Source organism: Klebsiella sp. KE9456 (assembly GCF_043832615.1).
Classification (GTDB): Bacteria; Pseudomonadota; Gammaproteobacteria; order Enterobacterales; family Enterobacteriaceae; genus Klebsiella; species Klebsiella indica.
This window is the reverse complement of record NZ_JBDYQK010000016.1, coordinates 1-18,589: the sequence shown is the minus strand read 5'-3', so window position 1 is coordinate 18,589 and position 18,589 is coordinate 1. Positions and strand designations below refer to the sequence as shown.

The 18,589-nt window shown below is 60.5% G+C and carries 14 protein-coding genes; 13 read left to right on the top strand and 1 reads right to left on the bottom strand.

Annotation, left to right across the window (positions count from 1 at the left end; translation table 11 throughout):
• The first annotated feature begins 1,626 nt into the window (after positions 1-1,626).
• The 9 genes from nifE (at position 1,627) to nifM (ending at position 9,762) form a co-directional block, all read left to right on the top strand.
• Positions 1,627-3,000: a nitrogenase iron-molybdenum cofactor biosynthesis protein NifE gene (gene nifE, locus ABK821_RS16590; protein WP_142502211.1), complete on the top strand. Its 1,374-nt coding sequence runs from the start codon at positions 1,627-1,629 to the stop codon at positions 2,998-3,000.
• 10 nt (positions 3,001-3,010) lie between these two features.
• Positions 3,011-4,396 carry a nitrogenase iron-molybdenum cofactor biosynthesis protein NifN gene (nifN, locus tag ABK821_RS16585; RefSeq protein ID WP_138361695.1) on the top strand — a complete coding sequence of 462 codons (1,386 nt, stop codon included), beginning with the start codon at positions 3,011-3,013 and terminating at the stop codon, positions 4,394-4,396.
• A complete protein-coding gene (locus ABK821_RS16580; protein WP_138361694.1) occupies positions 4,383-4,853 on the top strand; it encodes a NifB/NifX family molybdenum-iron cluster-binding protein in 471 nt (156 codons plus the stop codon). Before nifN ends, ABK821_RS16580 begins: the two co-directional genes overlap by 14 nt.
• A gap of 196 nt (positions 4,854-5,049) precedes the next feature.
• Positions 5,050-5,874, top strand: a complete 825-nt coding sequence (gene nifU / locus ABK821_RS16575; RefSeq protein ID WP_395033988.1) for a Fe-S cluster assembly protein NifU — start codon at positions 5,050-5,052, stop codon at positions 5,872-5,874.
• 30 nt (positions 5,875-5,904) lie between these two features.
• Positions 5,905-7,107 carry a cysteine desulfurase NifS gene (gene nifS, locus ABK821_RS16570; protein ID WP_395033987.1) on the top strand — a complete coding sequence of 401 codons (1,203 nt, stop codon included), beginning with the start codon at positions 5,905-5,907 and terminating at the stop codon, positions 7,105-7,107.
• A 12-nt stretch (positions 7,108-7,119) separates the two neighbouring features.
• Entirely contained in the window at positions 7,120-8,262 is a 1,143-nt protein-coding gene (gene nifV / locus ABK821_RS16565; RefSeq protein WP_395033986.1) for a homocitrate synthase, read from the top strand.
• Positions 8,262-8,522: a nitrogenase-stabilizing/protective protein NifW gene (locus tag ABK821_RS16560; protein ID WP_171034898.1), complete on the top strand. Its 261-nt coding sequence runs from the start codon at positions 8,262-8,264 to the stop codon at positions 8,520-8,522. The genes nifV and ABK821_RS16560 overlap by 1 nt, the downstream gene beginning before the upstream one ends.
• The gene (locus ABK821_RS16555) at positions 8,519-8,965 is read left to right on the top strand and encodes a nitrogen fixation protein NifZ (RefSeq protein ID WP_138361689.1); all 447 of its coding nucleotides are present in this window, start codon (positions 8,519-8,521) and stop codon (positions 8,963-8,965) included. Before ABK821_RS16560 ends, ABK821_RS16555 begins: the two co-directional genes overlap by 4 nt.
• Positions 8,962-9,762, top strand: a complete 801-nt coding sequence (gene nifM / locus ABK821_RS16550; protein WP_395033985.1) for a nitrogen fixation protein NifM — start codon at positions 8,962-8,964, stop codon at positions 9,760-9,762. The genes ABK821_RS16555 and nifM overlap by 4 nt, the downstream gene beginning before the upstream one ends.
• Positions 9,763-12,334: 2,572 nt before the next feature.
• Here the strand turns inward: nifM and ABK821_RS16545 are convergent.
• The gene (locus ABK821_RS16545) at positions 12,335-12,865 is read right to left on the bottom strand and encodes a flavodoxin (RefSeq protein ID WP_138361746.1); all 531 of its coding nucleotides are present in this window, start codon (positions 12,863-12,865) and stop codon (positions 12,335-12,337) included.
• 322 nt (positions 12,866-13,187) lie between these two features.
• On the opposite strand from ABK821_RS16545, the gene nifL reads away from it, so the two are divergent.
• From nifL to ABK821_RS16525, 4 genes are all read left to right on the top strand, one after another.
• Positions 13,188-14,675 (top strand): nitrogen fixation negative regulator NifL, encoded by a 1,488-nt coding sequence (gene nifL, locus ABK821_RS16540; protein WP_395033984.1) that lies wholly within the window; start codon positions 13,188-13,190, stop codon positions 14,673-14,675.
• Positions 14,672-16,240 (top strand): nif-specific transcriptional activator NifA, encoded by a 1,569-nt coding sequence (gene nifA, locus ABK821_RS16535; protein ID WP_138361748.1) that lies wholly within the window; start codon positions 14,672-14,674, stop codon positions 16,238-16,240. The genes nifL and nifA overlap by 4 nt, the downstream gene beginning before the upstream one ends.
• 163 nt (positions 16,241-16,403) lie before the next feature.
• Positions 16,404-17,810: a nitrogenase cofactor biosynthesis protein NifB gene (gene nifB / locus ABK821_RS16530; RefSeq protein ID WP_395033983.1), complete on the top strand. Its 1,407-nt coding sequence runs from the start codon at positions 16,404-16,406 to the stop codon at positions 17,808-17,810.
• Positions 17,810-18,313: a nitrogen fixation protein NifQ gene (locus ABK821_RS16525; protein WP_142502216.1), complete on the top strand. Its 504-nt coding sequence runs from the start codon at positions 17,810-17,812 to the stop codon at positions 18,311-18,313. Before nifB ends, ABK821_RS16525 begins: the two co-directional genes overlap by 1 nt.
• Positions 18,314-18,589: the final 276 nt, after the last annotated feature.

Sequence of the window (18,589 nt, the reverse complement as noted above, 5' to 3'; positions counted from 1 at the left end):
CGGTGAGCCCGCAGTAAACCTGCAACTGCCTGACCGCTGAAAGTGATAAAAAACTGGGGAAAATACCGCCCTCATCTGAAAGACCGACAGCGACGAATATCCTGCTGAAAGCACAAAACTCACAGCGATGCCCTGGTGCCCGCTGAAACCGGCGAGCCGGAGACCCGAAGACAAGGGCTGGACGCCAGGGATGGCGGACAGAGGCGAATCGAGACAGGCCGTCGAGTTGAGCCGACCGCAGGCTGAGGGTCAGGAGGTGAGCGCAGTGCGCAGCACCGGTTTCTTTGCGGGACCGCGGGGATAGTAAAGGGGGAGACGGTTTTCTCCCCCTTTACCCGTTCACCGGCGACAGTCATCCATTTTCTGCGGGATTACGGTGAACGGAACCCGTGGCGCAGGGCCTGTATTTATGCGGTTTCCAGGTCAGGTAAGGCGTCAGCCGCCACCCGGCAAAAATACGGGCATGGTAGCGAAAACCGGCCTGTTATTCCCCGGTGGCGCCTCATATTCCGGTTCCGTGGGCTGTTCCGTTCACCGTCAGTACGAGGATATATGTTATCTCCGCAGCCGGTGAACGGCATGGGGGCGTTTCGCTCGCCCCCATGACCCCCGGCATTGCGCTGGAAACCTGCCGCTGCGCGGTCCGCTCCACTCCGGCTTCATCTGGCGGACCGGGCGCGACTCGTGATTACTCGTCCCATCCCTGGGACTCGCCCTTTCAGGGCCAGCGCAAGCGCCGTTCAAAATTGCTCCGGGCAATTTTGTCCTGTCACGACTCAGCCTCTGGCCGCCGTCCTGGCCGCCAGTCCTGGATGCGCGCCTGCGTTCCCGCCAGGTTTCCCTGATGCGCCCACCCCCCCGGCGGTGAGCCCGCAGGAAACCTGCAACTGCCTGACCGCTGAAGGTAATAAAACACAGGTTTTCTATTTTCTATTAAGCAGCGACGAATATCCTGCTGAAAGCACAAAACCCGCAGCGATGCCCTGGTGCCCGCTGAAACCGGCGAACCGGAGACCCGAAGACAAGGGCTGGACGCCAGGGATGGCGGACAGAGGCGAATCGAGACAGGCCGCCGAGTTGAGCCGACCGCAGGCTGAGGGCCGGGAGGTGAGCGCAGTGCGCAGCACCGGTTTCTTTGCGGGACCGCGGGGATTGTAAAGGGGAGACGGTTTTCTCCCCCTTTACCCGTTCACGGGCGACAGTCATCCATTTTCTGCGGGATTACGGTGAACGGAACCCGTGGCGCAGGGCCTGTATTTATGCGGTTTCCAGGTCAGGTAAGGCGTCAGCCGTCACCTGACAAAAATACGGGCATGGTAGCGAAAACTCGCTCGTCACCCCCCGGTGGCGCTGCGCTTACCGGGGCTACGGGGCCTCAGCCGTCTGAAGGAGGCAAGCCAGGACCAGGCTTTAGCCGCACTTAACAGCGTCTGGCAGACACCTTTTCATCAACAAAACCTAACGTTATCGCGGTAAGTGATAAAAACCCCCTTCCCCCCACCACGGCATTGTCTGATTGTTGGCTTTGTCGCAAAGCCAACAACACTTTTCCCTTAAAAATCAATGCACCTTTTCTGGAGCGCGAATTGCATCACCTCGTTATCCCCCACCGTCAACGAGGTCACTATGAAGGGAAATGAAATTCTGGCGCTGCTGGATGAACCGGCCTGTGAACACAACCATAAGCAAAAATCCGGCTGTAGCGCCCCCAAACCCGGCGCCACTGCTGGCGGCTGCGCGTTCGACGGCGCTCAGATAACCCTGCTGCCCATCGCCGATGTGGCGCATCTGGTACACGGCCCCATCGGCTGCGCCGGCAGCTCGTGGGATAATCGCGGCAGCGTAAGCTCCGGGCCAACCCTCAACCGGCTCGGATTCACCACCGATCTCAACGAACAGGATGTGATTATGGGCCGCGGTGAACGCCGCCTGTTTCACGCGGTACGCCATATTGTCACGCGTTATCATCCGGCGGCGGTCTTTATCTACAACACCTGCGTACCCGCGATGGAGGGCGACGATCTGGAAGCGGTATGCCAGGCCGCGCAAACCGCCACCGGCGTACCGGTCATCGCCGTTGATGCCGCCGGTTTTTACGGCAGTAAAAATCTCGGCAACCGGCTGGCGGGCGACGTAATGGTTAAACGGGTGATTGGTCAGCGCGAACCCGCCCCCTGGCCCGAAACATCGCCGTTTCCCCCGGAACACCGTCACGATATCGGCCTGATTGGCGAATACAATATCGCCGGTGAGTTCTGGCATATTCAGCCGCTGCTGGATGAGCTGGGCATTCGCGTGCTCGGCAGCCTCTCCGGCGATGGCCGTTTTGCCGAGATCCAGACCATGCACCGTGCGCAGGCGAATATGCTGGTCTGCTCGCGGGCGTTAATCAATGTCGCCAGAGCGCTGGAGCTGCGCTACGGCACGCCGTGGTTCGAAGGCAGTTTTTACGGTATCCGCGCCACCTCCGACGCGCTGCGTCAGCTGGCGACGTTGCTTGGCGATGATGATTTATGCCGCCGCACCGAAGCGTTAATCGCGCGGGAAGAGCAGGCGGCGGAACAGGCGCTTATCCCGTGGCGCGAGCAGCTTCGCGGACGCAAAGCGCTGCTTTATACCGGCGGGGTCAAATCATGGTCGGTGGTGTCGGCGCTACAGGATTTGGGCATGACCGTGGTGGCGACCGGCACACGTAAATCCACCGAAGAGGATAAACAGCGTATCCGCGAACTGATGGGCGATGACGCGGTCATGCTGGAGGAAGGCAACGCCCGCAGCCTGCTGGATGTGGTTTATCGCTATCAGGCTGACCTGATGATCGCCGGTGGACGCAACATGTACACCGCGTATAAAGCCCGCCTGCCGTTTCTCGATATCAATCAGGAGCGCGAACACGCCTTCGCTGGCTATCAGGGAATCGTCACTCTCGCCCGCCAGCTCTGTCAGACCCTCGACAGCCCCATCTGGCCACAAACCCATTCCCGCGCCCCCTGGCACTAAGGAGAACAGCATGGCAGACATTTTCCGCAGTGATAAACCCCTGGCGGTCAGCCCAATCAAAACCGGTCAACCGCTCGGGGCGATCCTCGCCAGTCTCGGGATCGAGCACAGCATCCCCCTGGTCCATGGAGCACAGGGATGCAGCGCCTTCGCCAAAGTCTTTTTTATTCAGCACTTTCACGACCCGGTGCCGCTGCAATCGACGGCCATGGACCCGACCTCGACGATTATGGGCGCCGACGGCAATATTTTTACCGCCCTCGATACCCTGTGCCAGCGTAACAACCCGCAGGCCATCGTGCTGCTGAGCACCGGCTTGTCGGAAGCCCAGGGGAGCGACACTTCCCGCGTGGTTCGCCAGTTTCGCGAAGAGTACCCCCGACACAAAGGGGTCGCGATACTGACGGTCAATACCCCGGATTTTTACGGCTCCATGGAAAATGGCTATAGCGCGGTACTGGAGAGCGTTATTGAGCAGTGGGTTGCGCCTGAACCGCGCCCCGGTCAGCGTAATCGCCGGGTCAATCTGCTGGTCAGCCATCTCTGTTCCCCGGGCGATATCGAATGGCTGCGCCGATGCGTCGAAGCCTTTGGCCTGCAGGCGATTATTCTGCCGGATCTGGCGCAATCGATGGACGGCCACCTGGCGCAGGGCGATTTCTCACCGCTGACCCAGGGCGGAACGCCGTTGCGTCAGATAGAGCAGATGGGGCAAAGCCTGTGCAGCTTCGTCATCGGCGTCTCCCTGAGTCGGGCTTCATCGCTGCTGGCCCAGCGCAGCCGCGGGGAGGTGATGACCCTGCCGCACCTGATGACCCTCGAACGTTGCGACGCCTTCATTCAGCAACTGGCGAAAATTTCCGGACGCGGAGTACCCGCATGGCTTGAACGCCAGCGCGGCCAGCTACAGGATGCCATGATTGACTGTCATACGTGGCTGCAGGGCCAGCGCATGGCGATGGCGGCGGAAGGCGATCTGCTGGCGGCGTGGTGCGATTTCGCCAACAGCCAGGGGATGCAGCCCGGCCCGCTGGTGGCGCCCACCGGCCATCCCAGCCTACGCCAGCTGGCGGCTGAACGGGTAGTTCCTGGCGATCTGGAAGATCTGCAAACCTTGTTATGTTCCCAGCCTGCCGACCTGCTGGTGGCCAACTCCCACGCACGCGATCTGGCGGAACAGTTTGCGCTGCCGCTGGTGCGCGCCGGCTTTCCGATTTTTGACCGGCTCGGCGAGTTCCGTCGGGTACGCCAGGGATATTGCGGAATGCGCGATACGCTGTTTGAACTGGCGAATCTGCTGCGCGAGAGACACCACCATCTTCCCCTCTACCGCTCGCCGCTTCGCCAGCACGTGGACCCCTCACTCACCGCAGGAGCCGCTTATGCCGACCATTAACCGTCAGTTTGATATGGTCCACTCCGACGACTGGTCAATGAAGGTCGCCTTCGCCAGTTCCGACTACCGTCACGTCGATCAGCACTTCGGCGCCACGCCGCGGCTGGTGGTATACGGCGTCAAAGCGGATCGGGTCACCCTGATCCGGGTGGTTGATTTCGCTGTCGAAAATGGCCATCAGGCGGAGAAGATCGCCCGGCGGATCCACGCCCTTGAGGGGTGCGTCACCCTGTTCTGCGTGGCGATTGGCGATGCGGTTTTCCGCCAGTTATTACAGGTTGGCGTTCGCGCCGAACGCGTTCCGGCGGACACCACCATCGTCGGTCTGCTACAGGAGATCCAGCTCTACTGGTATGACAAAGCGCAGCGTAAAAGCGCCCGCCAGCGCGACCCGGAACGTTTTGTCCGGCTGCTGCAGGAGCAGGAGTGGCAGGAGGATCTGGATCCACGCCGCTAACCATGTCGTTTCTGTGACAAACCCCACAATAAATAACGACAGTGTCGGCCGCGGGTTGTCAGGTTAAACCGTTAACCCATTAAGAATTAACGTATTTACGCATTGGTACTGCATTTGCTTGTTGGTTATCACCACCGCATTTTTTGCGGTGGACCGCGCCCCGGCGTTTTCCGTCATCATCCCTGGAGCTGACAGCATGTGGAATTACTCCGAGAAAGTGAAAGACCATTTTTTTAATCCCCGCAACGCGCGCGTGGTGGACAACGCCAACGCGGTAGGCGATGTGGGTTCATTAAGCTGCGGCGATGCGCTGCGTCTGATGCTACGCGTTGACCCGCAAACCGAAATTATCCAGGAGGCGGGCTTCCAGACCTTCGGTTGCGGGAGCGCGATCGCCTCCTCTTCCGCCCTGACCGAACTGATTATCGGCCATACCCTTGATGAAGCCGGGCAAATCACCAACCAGCAGATCGCCGATTATCTCGACGGCCTGCCGCCGCAAAAAATGCACTGCTCGGTGATGGGCCAGGAGGCCCTGCGCGCGGCCATCGCCAACTTTCGCGGCGAAAGCCCGGAAGCGGAGCATGAAGAGGGAAAACTGATCTGCAAATGCTTCGGCGTCGATGAAGGGCATATTCGCCGGGCGGTGCTGAACAACGGCCTGACCACCCTCGAAGAGGTAATCAACTACACCAAAGCGGGCGGCGGCTGCACCGCCTGCCATGAAAAAATCGAGCTGGCGCTGGCGGAAATCCTCGCGCAGCAGCCGTCGACGCCCCTCCCGATCACCAGCAGCAAAGATCCGCACTGGCAGAGCGTCGTCGATACCATTAATGAACTGCGCCCGCATATCCAGGCCGACGGCGGCGATATGTCTCTGCTCAACGTCGCCAATCATCAGGTGACCGTCAGCCTGTCCGGCAGCTGTAGCGGCTGCATGATGACCGATATGACGCTGGCCTGGCTGCAGCAAAAGCTGATGGAGCGCACCGGCTGTTATATGGAAGTGGTGGCGGCATAGGCCGCGGTTAACTGACCCAAGGGGGACAAGATGAAACAGGTTTATCTCGATAATAACGCCACCACGCGCCTGGACCCGATGGTTCTGGAAGCGATGATGCCCTTTTTGACCGATTTTTACGGCAACCCGTCATCGATACATGATTTTGGCATTCCGGCCCAGGCGGCTCTGGAGCGCGCACATCAGCAGGTTGCGACGCTACTGGGCGCGGAATATCCCAGCGAGATAATCTTTACCTCCTGCGCCACCGAGGCCACCTCCACCGCTATCGCCTCGGCGGTCGCCCTGATGCCGGAACGTCGCGAAATTATTACCACCAGCGTCGAGCATCCGGCGACGCTGGCGGTCTGCGAACATCTGGAGCGTCAGGGCTACCTGATTCACCGGATCGCGGTAGATAGCGAAGGCGCGCTGGATATGACGCAGTTCCGGGCGGCGCTCAGCCCGCGCGTCGCGCTGGTCAGCGTGATGTGGGCCAATAACGAAACCGGGGTGATTTTCCCGGTGGTCGACATGGCGGATCTGGCCCATGAACAAGGGGCGCTGTTTCACTGCGACGCGGTGCAGGTGGTGGGAAAATTGCCGATAAACGTCAGTAAGACCCGCATCGATATGCTCTCCTGTTCGGCACATAAGTTCCACGGGCCGAAAGGCGTCGGCTGCCTCTGGCTGCGCCGGGGAACGCGCTTTCGTCCGCTGCTGCGCGGCGGCCATCAGGAACACGGTCGGCGAGCCGGAACCGAAAACATCACCGGCATCGTCGGCATGGGCGCGGCCTGCGAACTGGCGCACATTCATCTGCCGGGAATGGGGCACATCAGCCAGTTGCGCGATCGCCTGGAACAGGGCCTGTTGGCTGACGTTCCCTCCGTGATGGTGATGGGCGGCAACCAGCCGCGCGTGCCGGGCACGGTAAATCTGGCTTTCGAGTTTATTGAAGGCGAGGCCATTCTGCTGCTGTTAAATAAGGCCGGGATCGCCGCGTCCAGCGGCAGCGCCTGTACATCAGGTTCGCTGGAGCCTTCCCACGTGATGCGGGCGATGAATATTCCCTACACTGCGGCCCACGGTACCATCCGTTTTTCCCTCTCGCGCTACACTCGGGAAAAAGAGATTGATTACGTCATCGCCACCCTGCCGCCGATTATCGACCGGCTGCGTGCGCTGTCGCCCTACTGGCAAAACGGCAAGCCGCGCCCGGCGGATGCGGTATTCACGCCAATTTACGGCTAAGACGGGGTCGCGATGGGACGCATACTGATTAACGATACCACCCTGCGCGATGGTGAGCAGAGCCCCGGCGTGGCCTTTCGCACCAGCGAAAAGGTCGCCATTGCCGAGGCGCTGTATGCCGCGGGAGTAACGGCGATGGAAGTGGGCACCCCGGCAATGGGGGACAAGGAGATTACGCGGATCCAACTGGTGCGCCGCCAGTTGCCTCACGCCACCCTGATGACCTGGTGCCGGATGAACGCGCTGGAGATCCGTCAAAGCGCCGATCTGGGCATCGATTGGGTGGATATCTCCATTCCGGCGTCGGACAAACTGCGACAGTACAAACTACGCGAGCCGTTAGCGGTGCTGCTGGAGCGGCTGGCGAAATTTATCCATCTTGCCCATACCCTCGGTATGAAGGTATGCGTGGGTTGCGAGGATGCCTCGCGGGCCAGCGAACAGACCCTGCGCGATATCGCCCTGGTGGCGCAGCAAGCCGGTGCCGCCCGCCTGCGCTACGCCGATACGGTCGGCATACTTGACCCGTTTACCACCGTGACGCAAATCTCCGCCCTGCGTAACGTCTGGCCCGGCGAAATCGAAATGCATGCGCACAACGATCTTGGCCTTGCCGCCGCCAATACCCTGGCGGCGGTCAGGGCTGGCGCCACCAGCGTCAATACCACCATTCTTGGTCTTGGGGAACGGGCGGGCAACGCGGCGCTGGAGACCGTCGCGCTGGGTCTTGAACGCTGCCTCGGCGTCGAGACTGGCGTTCAGTTTGCGGCGCTGCCCGCGCTCTGTCAGAAAGTGGCGGATGCATCCTTGCGCCCCATCGACCCGCAGCAACCGCTGGTGGGCGAGCTGGTTTTTACCCATGAGTCCGGCGTCCACGTGGCGGCGCTGCTGCGCGATAGCGAAAGCTATCAATCCATTGATCCGGCGCTGATTGGCCGCCGCTATAAGCTGGTACTGGGGAAACACTCCGGGCGTCAGGCGGTCAACGGCGTGTTCGACCAGATGGGGTATCACCTGAGTTCGGCGCAAATTAATCAACTGCTGCCCGCGATACGCCGCTTTGCCGAAAACTGGAAGCGCAGCCCGAAAGATTACGAACTGGTGGCACTCTATGATGAGATCTGCGCTGAACCCGTACTGCGAGCGAGGGGGTGATCATGGAGTGGTTTTATCACATACCCGGCGTTGACGAACTGAGCTCCGCCGAATCCTTTTTTCAGTTTTTTTCCGTCGCCTATCAGCCGGAGCGCCTTGCGCCCTGCTGTCTGCCGGTGCTGGCTACATTTCATCGCAAACTGCGCGCTGCAGTTCCGCTACGCAACCAACTGGAGGAAAACGCCCACGCACACTGGCTGCTGGCGCGGCGCTTGCTCGCTGAGAGCTATCAGCAGCACGTTCAGGAGAGCGGCACATGAGACCGAAATTCACCTTCAGCGACGAGGTCCGCGTGGTACGCGCGATTCGTAATGATGGCACCGTCGCGGGCTTCCCGCCGGGCGCGCTGCTGGTCAGGCGCGGCAGCACCGGGTTTGTGCGCGACTGGGGCATTTTTTTGCAGGATCAGATCATCTACCAGATCCACTTTCCCGACAGTGACCGGATTATCGGCTGCCGCGAACAGGAACTGATCCCCATCGCTCAGCCCTGGTTGGCCGGGAATTTGCAATATGGCGATACCGTCACCTGTCTGATGGCGTTGTCGGTCAACGGCGATGTGGTCGTGGCCGCCGGTCAGCGGGGACGCATTGAAGCCACCGATCAGGGGGAGTCCGGCGACGACTATACCGTCGACTTTAGCGGCCGCTGGTTCAGGGTCCCGGTACAGGCCATCGCCCTGGCTGAGGAGAGAGAATCATGAACGCATGGGAACGTTTTGGTCGACAGCGGCTGGCGCGCAGCCGCTGGAACCGTGAACTGAGCGCATTAAACGCAGCCGACAGAGAGGCTTTTGAGCAGGCCTGGCAGCGCCAGCACCAGATGGAACAGGCGATCGTCGCGCTGGTCCCGCCAGGCGATATTACCGCCGCGCTAAAAGAGAACATTGCCGCTTCCCTTAGCGTCTGGCTCGACGAGGGAGAGTTTACCCCACCAGAACGCGCGGCCATCATCTTGCATCACGCCCGGCTGGAGATCGCCTTTGCTGATATTGCCCGACAGGCGCCACAGCCGGACCCTTCCACGGTACAGGCCTGGTATCTGCGCCATCAGACGCAGTTTGTACGCCCGGAGCAGCGTCTGACCCGTCATCTGCTGCTGACCGTCGATGATGACCGCGAAGCGGTTCACCAGCAAATCCTGCGTTTTTATCAGCAAATCGACGCTTCCCGCGACGCCTTTGCCCTGTTGGCGCAGCGCCATTCCCAGTGTCCGAGTGCGCTGGAGGGCGGGCGTTTAGGCTGGATTAGCCGGGGCTTACTTTACCCGCAACTGGAAGAGGCGTTGTTTTCGCTGGCGGAAAACGGGCTGAGTCAGCCGGTCGCCAGCGAGCTGGGCTGGCATCTGTTATGGTGTGAAGCGATTCGCCCTGCCGAACCGATGGCGCCGCAGCAGGCGCTGCAGAGCGCCCGGGATTATCTCTGGCAGCAGAGTCAACAGCGCCACCAGCGCCAGTGGCTGGAACAGATGATCTCCCGTCAGCCGGGGCTGTGCGGGTAGCCGCGTCCGGGCTGTTGCCCCTCAGGCGACCGGAAACCCGTAGCCCCGTTAAGCGCCACGCCGCCGGGGGATAACAAGCCGGTTTTCGCTACCATGCTCGCATTCTTGTCAGGTGGCGGCTAGCGCCTTACCCGGCCTACAAATTGATGAATACCAGGCCCCCTCCTTCAGGCGGCTGAGAACCCGTAGCCCCGGTAAGCGCAGCGCCACCGGGGGATAACAAGCCCATTTAGCTACCATGCCCACATTTTGCCGGGTGGCGGCTAACGCCTTACCCGGCCTACTCGGTTGTGTTTTATCACCTTCAGCGGTCAGGCAGTTGCAGGTTTACTGCGGGCTCACCGCCGGGGGGTTGGGCGCATCAGGGAAACCTGGCGGGAACGCAGGCGCGCATCCAGGACTGGCCGCCAGGACGGCGGCCAGAGGGCGGGTCGAGACAGGGCCGTCGAGTCGCGCCCGGTCCGCCAGATGAAGCCGGAGTGGAGCGGACCGCGAAGCGGCAGGTTTCCAGCGCCATGCCGGGGGTGCAGGGGGACGAGCGAAACGTCCCCCTGCCCGTTCACACGTAACGAACAGAAAAAATGACCGCGTACTGACAGTGAACGGAACAGCCCTCTGAACCAGAATATGAGGCCCCAGAGCTGCGCCACCGGAGGATAACAGGCCGGTTTTAGCTACCATGCCCGCATTCTTGTCAGGTGGCGGCTGACGCCTTACCCGGCCTACAAATTGATGAATACCAGGCCCCCTCCTTCAGGCGGCTGAGAACCCGTAGCCCCGGTAAGCATAGCGCCACCGGGGGATAACGGGCCGGTTTTCACTACCATGCCCGCATTTTGCCGGGTGGCGGCTGACGCCTTACCGGACCTGGAAAACCATAAATACAGGCCCTGCGCCACCGGTTCCGTTCACCGTAATCCCGCAGAAAATGAACTACCGTCGCCCGTGAACGGGTAAAGGGGGAGAAAACCGTCTCCCCCTTTACTATCCCCGCGGTCCCGCAAAGAAACCGGTGCTGCGCACTGCGCTCACCTCCCGACCCTCAGCCTGCGGTCGGCTCAACTCGGCGTCATGCCTCGATTCGCCTCTGTCCGCCATCCCTGGCGTCCAGCCCTTGTCTTCGGGTCTCCGGCTCGCCGGTTTCAGCGGGCACCAGGGCATCGCTGCGGGTTTTGTGGTTTCAGCAGCGTATTCGTCGCTGTTCGTTTTTTCAGGGGAGGTTCTGTGTTTTATCACTTTCAGCGGTCAGGCAGTTGCAGGTTTACTGCGGGCTCACCGCCTGGGGGTTGGGCGCATCAGGGAAACCTGGCGGGAACGCAGGCGCGCATCCAGGACTGGCCGCCAGGACGGCGGCCAGAGGCTGAGTCGTGGCAAGGATGCCGCGTCTCAGCCGGTCCGCCAGATGAAGCCGGAGTGGAGCGCACCGCGCAGCGGCAGGTTTCCAGCGCCATGCCGGGGGTGCAGGGGGACGAGCGAAACGTCCCCCTGCCCGTTCACACGCTGTGGAGATAACATATATCCTCGTACCGGCGGTGAACGGAACAGCCCACGGGACCGGAATGTGAAGCAGGTTTGAGCGTGATGCCGAATCTGTATGAAATTATTGTGCCCGCATTTTTGCCGGGTGGCGGCTAGCGCCTTACCCGGCCTACTCACTCTGAGCGCCCGTAGCCCCGGTAAGCGCAGCGCCACCGGGGGATGAGAGGCCGGTTTTCGCTACCATGCCCGCATTCTTGTCAGGTGGCGGCTGACGCCTTACCTGACCTGGAAAACCATAAATACAGGCCCTGCGCCACCGGTTCCGTTCACCGTAATCCCGCAGAAAATGAACTACCGTCGCCCGTGAACGGGTAAAGGGGGAGAAAACCGTCTCCCCCTTTACTATCCCCGCGGTCCCGCAAAGAAACCGGTGCTGCGCACTGCGCTCACCTCCCGGCCCTCAGCCTGCGGTCGGCTCAACTCGACGGCCTGTCTCGATTCGCCTCTGTCCGCCATCCCTGGCGTCCAGCCCTTGTCTTCGGGTCTCCGGTTCGCCGGTTTCAGCGGGCACCAGGGCATCGCTGCGAGTTTTGTGCTTTCAGCAGCGTATTCGTCGCTGCTTAAAGAAACGGTGTTTTATCACCCTCAGCGGCCAGGCAGTTGCAGGTTTACTGCGGGCTCACCGCAGGGGGGTTGGGCGCATCAGGGAAACCTGGCGGGAACGCAGGCGCGCATCCAGGACTGGCCGCCAGGACGGCGGCCAGAGACTGAGTCGTGGCAAGGATGCCGCGTCTCAGCCGGTCCGCCAGATGAAGCCGTAGTGGAGCGGACCGCGCAGCGGCAGGTTTCCAGCGCAATGCCGGGGGTGCAGGGGGACGGGCGAAACGTCCCCCTGCCCGTTCACACGTAACGAACAGAAAAAATGACCGCGTACTGACAGTGAACGGAACAGCCCTCTGAACCAGAATATGAGGCCCCAGAGCTGCGCCACCGGAGGATAACAAGCCCATTTAGCTATCATGCCCGCATTCTTGCCGGGTGGCGGAAATACAGACACAATATCTAATATCGGCTTACCATCAATCTCAAACGCCTACAGTACGGCACTTTTAATCTCCTCCAGCCAGGCCGCCACACGCGCTTCGGTCTGATCGAACTGGTTATCCTGATCGAGCACCAGCCCAACAAATCGCTCTCCGTCCAGCGCCGCGGAAGCGCTAAATTCATAACCTTCATTCGGCCAACTGCCTATCACCTGCGCGCCTGCGGCGCACAACGCGTCGTACAGGGGACGCATGCCGCTGACAAAATTATCAGGATAGCCCTTCTGATCGCCGAGACCGAACAACGCCACGGTTTTCCCGCTCAGGCTCACGCCGTCAAGTCCGCTAATAAATTCGCTCCATGATTCGCTTTCGCACCCGGCGTCCAGCCCCGGCAACTGGCCGTCGCCGAGAGTCGGCGTACCCAGCAGCAGAACCGGATAGGCCATAAAATCCTCCAGCGTAATGCGGTTAATGTTGACCGGGGCATCCGCTACATCGCCCAGCCGCTTGTGGATCATTTTCGCGATTTTGCGGGTTTTACCGGTATCGGTGCCAAAGAAAATACCAATATTCGCCATTGTTGTGCTCCTGTCGGGAAAGGTGTCTGAAAACACGAGTTACCGCAGGGGTATTGCGAAGGCTGTGCCAGGTTTCTTTGCACTACAACGGCTCACCCCTGCCCCATAACGATCGCACCTGCGCCGCCATCACCGGCCGCAGCGGGCGCGCCGGGCCGACATCCCGCCAAAAATGCCTGGTTTTCCCCGATCGGATCAATGTTTCTGCAGGTCGCGCTGACAAAGGCGCATTGTTTGCATGGTTATCTACATTGAGATAAAACCGCGCCATCTCTGTCGCGGTGTCAGACAAATTGTCATAACTGCGACACAGGAGTTTGTAATGACCCTGAATATGATGCTCGATAACGCCGTGCCGGAAGCCATCGCTGGCGCACTGACGCAACAACATCCGGGGCTGTTTTTTACCATGGTGGAGCAGGCATCGGTGGCGATTTCACTCACCGATGCCCGGGCAAATATTATTTACGCCAACCCGGCGTTTTGCCGCCAGACCGGGTATTCTCTGGCGCAATTGTTAAATCAAAATCCGCGCCTGCTGGCCAGCAGCCAGACGCCGCGCGAAATCTATCAGGAGATGTGGCAAACCCTACTCCAGCGCCAGCCGTGGCGCGGCCAGTTAATTAATCGGCGCCGGGACGGCGACCTGTATCTGGTGGATATCGACATCACGCCGGTGCTTAACCCGAAGGGCGAACTGGAGCATTATCTGGCGATGCAGCGGGATATCAGCGTCAGCTACACTCTGGAGCAGCGGCTGCGCAACCATATGATGCTGATGGAGGCGGTGCTCAATAATATCCCCGCCGCGGTGGTGGTAGTGGATGAGCAGGATCGGGTGGTGATGGATAACCTCGCCTATAAAACCTTCTGCGCGGACTGCGGCGGTAAAGAGTTACTGGTTGAGCTACAGGTTTCACCACGCAAAATCGGCCCCGGCGTGGAACAGATCCTGCCGGTGGTGGTGCGCGGCGCGGTCCGCTGGCTGTCGGTGACCTGCTGGGCGCTGCCTGGCGTTAGCGAAGAAGCCAGCCGTTATTTTGTCGATAGCGCCCTGGCGAGAACGCTGATAGTGATCGCCGACTGCACCCAGCAGCGTCAGCAGCAGGAGCAGGGTCGCCTCGATCGCCTGAAACAGCAGATGACCGCCGGTAAGCTGCTGGCCGCCATCCGCGAGTCGCTGGACGCGGCGCTGATTCAGCTTAACTGCCCGATAAACATGCTGGCGGCCGCCCGGCGGCTGAACGGCGAAGGCAGCGGCAACGTCGCGCTGGACGCGGCGTGGCACGAAGGCGAAGAAGCAATGGCGCGGCTACAGCGCTGCCGCCCCTCCCTGGCGCTGGAAAGCAATACCGTCTGGCCGCTTCAGCCGTTCTTTGACGACCTGTGCGCCCTGTACCGCACCCGCTTTGACGATCGCGCGATGCTGCAGGTAGGCATGGCTTCGCCGCATCTGGTCGGCTTTGGCCAGCGCACGCAGCTACTGGCCTGTTTAAGTCTATGGCTCGACCGCACGCTGGCGCTCGCGGCAGAGTTGCCCTCCGTGCCGCTGGAGATCGAACTCTATGCCGAAGAAGAGGAAGGATGGCTGGCGCTGTACCTCAATGATAATGTCCCGCTGCTGCAGGTACGTTATACCCACTCCCCCGATGCCTTAAACTCGCCCGGCAAAGGGATGGAACTGCGGCTGATACAGACGCTGGTAGCCCACCATCGCGGCGCCATTGAGCTGACGTCCCGTCCCCAGGGCGGGACCTGTCTTATTCTGCGTTTCCCGCTCTTTAACACCCTGACCGGAGGTGAACAATGATCCATAAATCCGACTCGGATACCACTGTCAGGCGTTTTGATCTCTCACAACAGTTTACCGCCATGCAGCGGATCAGCGTGATCCTGAGTCGCGCCACCGAGGCGAGCAAAACGCTTCAGGAGGTGCTGAGCGTTTTACACAACGATGCTTTTATGCAGCACGGGATGATTTGCCTGTACGATAGCGAACAGGAAATTCTGAATATCGAAGCTCTGCAGCAGACGGAACACCAGATGCTGCCCGGCAGTACACAGATTCGCTACCGGCCAGGGGAAGGGCTGGTCGGCACCGTGCTGGCGCAGGGCCAGTCGCTGGTGCTACCGCGCGTCGCCGACGATCAGCGTTTTCTCGATCGTCTGAGCCTGTACGATTACGACCTGCCCTTTATCGCGGTTCCATTGATGGGGCCTCATTCCCGGCCCATTGGCGTACTGGCGGCGCAGCCAATGGCGCGTCAGGAAGAGCGGTTGCCCGCCTGCACGCGGTTTCTGGAAACCGTCGCTAATCTGGTCGCGCAGACCATTCGGCTGATGATCCTCCCGACATCGGCGTCGCAACCGCAGCCTCCCCGGGTAGAACGGCCGCGCACCTGCACGCCATCGCGGGATTTTGGCCTGGAGAATATGGTCGGGAAAAGCCCGGCGATGCGGCAGATTACAGAAATCATTCGTCAGGTCTCCCGCTGGGACACCACGGTGCTGGTGCGCGGCGAAAGCGGTACCGGGAAAGAGCTTATCGCCAACGCGATTCACCATAATTCGCCGCGCGCCGCCGCCGCGTTCGTCAAATTTAACTGTGCGGCACTGCCGGATACGTTGCTGGAGAGCGAACTGTTTGGCCACGAGAAAGGCGCGTTTACCGGCGCGGTTCGCCAGCGCAAAGGCCGCTTTGAGCTGGCTGACGGCGGCACCCTGTTCCTTGATGAAATCGGCGAAAGCAGCGCCTCGTTTCAGGCCAAGCTGCTGCGTATTCTGCAAGAGGGCGAGATGGAACGGGTCGGCGGCGATGAAACCCTGCGTGTGAACGTGCGCATCATCGCGGCGACCAACCGTCATCTGGAAGAGGAAGTGCGGCTGGGGAATTTCCGCGAGGATCTTTACTATCGCCTGAACGTGATGCCCATCGCCCTGCCCCCGCTGCGGGAACGCCAGGAGGATATTGCCGAACTGGCGCACTTTCTGGTACGTAAAATCGCCCGCAATCAGGGAAGAACGCTGCGGATCAGCGATGGCGCGATCCGCCTGTTGATGGAGTACAGCTGGCCGGGCAACGTGCGCGAACTGGAAAACTGTCTCGAACGCTCGGCGGTAATGTCGGAAAGCGGGCTGATCGATCGGGACGTGATCCTGTTCAATCATCGCGATAATCCGCCAAAAGCGCAGCCCATCAGCGCGCCGACGGAAGACAGCTGGCTTGATAACACGCTGGATGAACGCCAGCGGCTGATTGCCGCCCTGGAAAAAGCAGGCTGGGTGCAGGCCAAAGCGGCGCGGCTGCTCGGGATGACGCCGCGCCAGGTCGCTTACCGGATTCAGATAATGGACATTACCATGCCGCGACTCTGAGCCGCTGTGTAAGGTTCAGTACATTGTCGCCAGCGCGGCGGAATTGCGACAATTTATCGCCGAGAATAATGATAAAAATCTATATTTTTCAGTAAATTGAAAAAGTCATCTCTGGTATAGCATTTGCAGCAGGAAGGTATCGCCCAACTACGAAGGTACGATCATGACTTCCTGCTCTTCTTTTCCCGGCGGCAGAGCCTGCGGCGCTGCGGATAACAGCTCGTTAACGCCGCTGGTTGCCGATAAGGTTGCCGCACACCCCTGCTATTCTCGTCATGGGCATCACCGTTTTGCGCGGATGCATCTGCCGGTCGCGCCCGCCTGCAATTTGCAGTGTAACTACTGTAATCGTAAGTTCGATTGCAGTAATGAATCCCGACCCGGCGTGTCGTCAACGCTGCTGACGCCGGAGCAAGCGGTCCTCAAAGTGCGTCAGGTCGCGCAGGCGATCCCGCAGCTTTCGGTCGTCGGCATCGCCGGTCCCGGCGATCCGCTGGCCAACCTCGCCCGGACCTTTCGTACGCTTGAACTCATCCGTGAACAGCTTCCGGACCTGAAATTATGCCTGTCGACGAATGGCCTGATGCTGCCGGACGCGGTCGACCGCCTGCTGGATGTCGGGGTTGATCACGTAACGGTCACCATTAATACGCTGGATGCGGAGATTGCCGCGCAGATCTACGCCTGGCTATGGCTGGACGGCGAGCGCTACAGCGGGCGCGAGGCCGGAGAAATACTTATCGCCCGCCAGATGGAGGGGGTGCGCAGGCTGACCGCTAAAGGCGTGCTGGTGAAAATTAACTCGGTGCTGATCCCTGGCATTAACGATAGCGGCATGGAGGAGGTCAGCCGCCAGCTTCAGGCCAGCGGCGCGTTTATCCATAATATTATGCCGCTGATTGCCAGGCCGGAGCACGGTACGGTATTTGGTCTCAACGGTCAGCCGGAGCCGGATGCCGACATGCTCGCGGCGATTCGCAGCCAGTGTGGTGAAGTGATGCCGCAGATGACCCACTGCCACCAGTGCCGAGCCGACGCTATCGGGATGTTGGGCGAAGACCGCAGCCAGCAGTTTACGCAACTTCCGCACCCGGCGAGCCTCCCCGCCTGGCTGCCGATCCTCCACCAGCGCGCGCAGCTTCATGCCAGCATTGCCACGCGCGGGGAATCTGAGGCTGATGACGCCTGTCTGGTCGCCGTGGCCTCAAGCCGGGGAGATGTGATTGATTGCCATTTTGGCCACGCCGACCGGTTCTATATTTACAGCCTGTCGGCCGCCGGAATGGTGCTGGTCAACGAACGGTTTACGCCCAAATATTGCCAGGGGCACGATGATTGCGAGCCGCAGGATAACGATGCCCGATTCACGGCGATCCTCGACCTGCTGGCAGATGTGGCGGCCGTGTTCTGCGTACGCATTGGTCATGCGCCATGGCAAAAACTGGAACAGGCGGGAATCGAGCCGTGCATCGACGGCGCATGGCGTTCAGTGTCAGAAGTGCTTCCCGACTGGTGGCGGCAGCGTCGGGGTAACTGGTCCGCTTCGCAAACGCATAAGGGGGTCGCCTGATGCATCCACTCGACTGGTTAACACGCTTATGGCGGTTATATCACGCGGGGAAAGGGAGTTTTCCGCTGCGCATGGGGCTGAGCCCGGACGAGTGGCAGGCATTGCAGCAACAGCTGGGGGAAGTAGAAACGCCGCTGGATGGCGAGACGTTAACCCGTCGGCGCCTGATGACGGAGCTGAACGCCACCCGTGAAGAAGAGTGCCAGCAGTTAAGGCTGTGGCTGGCGAGCTGGATGCAGCAGGACGCCGGACCGATGGCGCAGATCGTTGCCGAGGTGTCGCTGGCGTTTAACCATCTCTGGCAGGATCTGGGGCTTGAGTCGCGGGGGGAATTGCGTCTGTTGATGAGCGACTGTTTTCCGCAGCTGGTTGTGATGAACGAGCATAACATGCGCTGGAAAAAGTTCTTTTATCGTCAGCGCTGTTTGCTGCAGCAAGGGGAAGTGATCTGCCGCTCGCCTAGCTGTGACGAATGCCTGGAACGCAGCGTCTGTTTTGAATAACGGCGTCGAGGAGGCGGCGCGATGCGCCTGAAACAAAAAGCCGGAGTCCGGCCAACCTTCTGATTGATGACCTTTGGGTATCGTACCCGTATTTTTGCCGGGTGGCGGCTGGCGCCTTACCTCACCTGGAAAACCATAAATACAGGCCCTGCGCCACGGGTTCCGTTCACCGTAATCCCGCAGAAAATGGATGACTGTCGCCCGTGAACGGGTAAAGGGGGAGAAAACCGTCTCCCCCTTTACAATCCCCGCGGTCCCGCAAAGAAACCGGTGCTG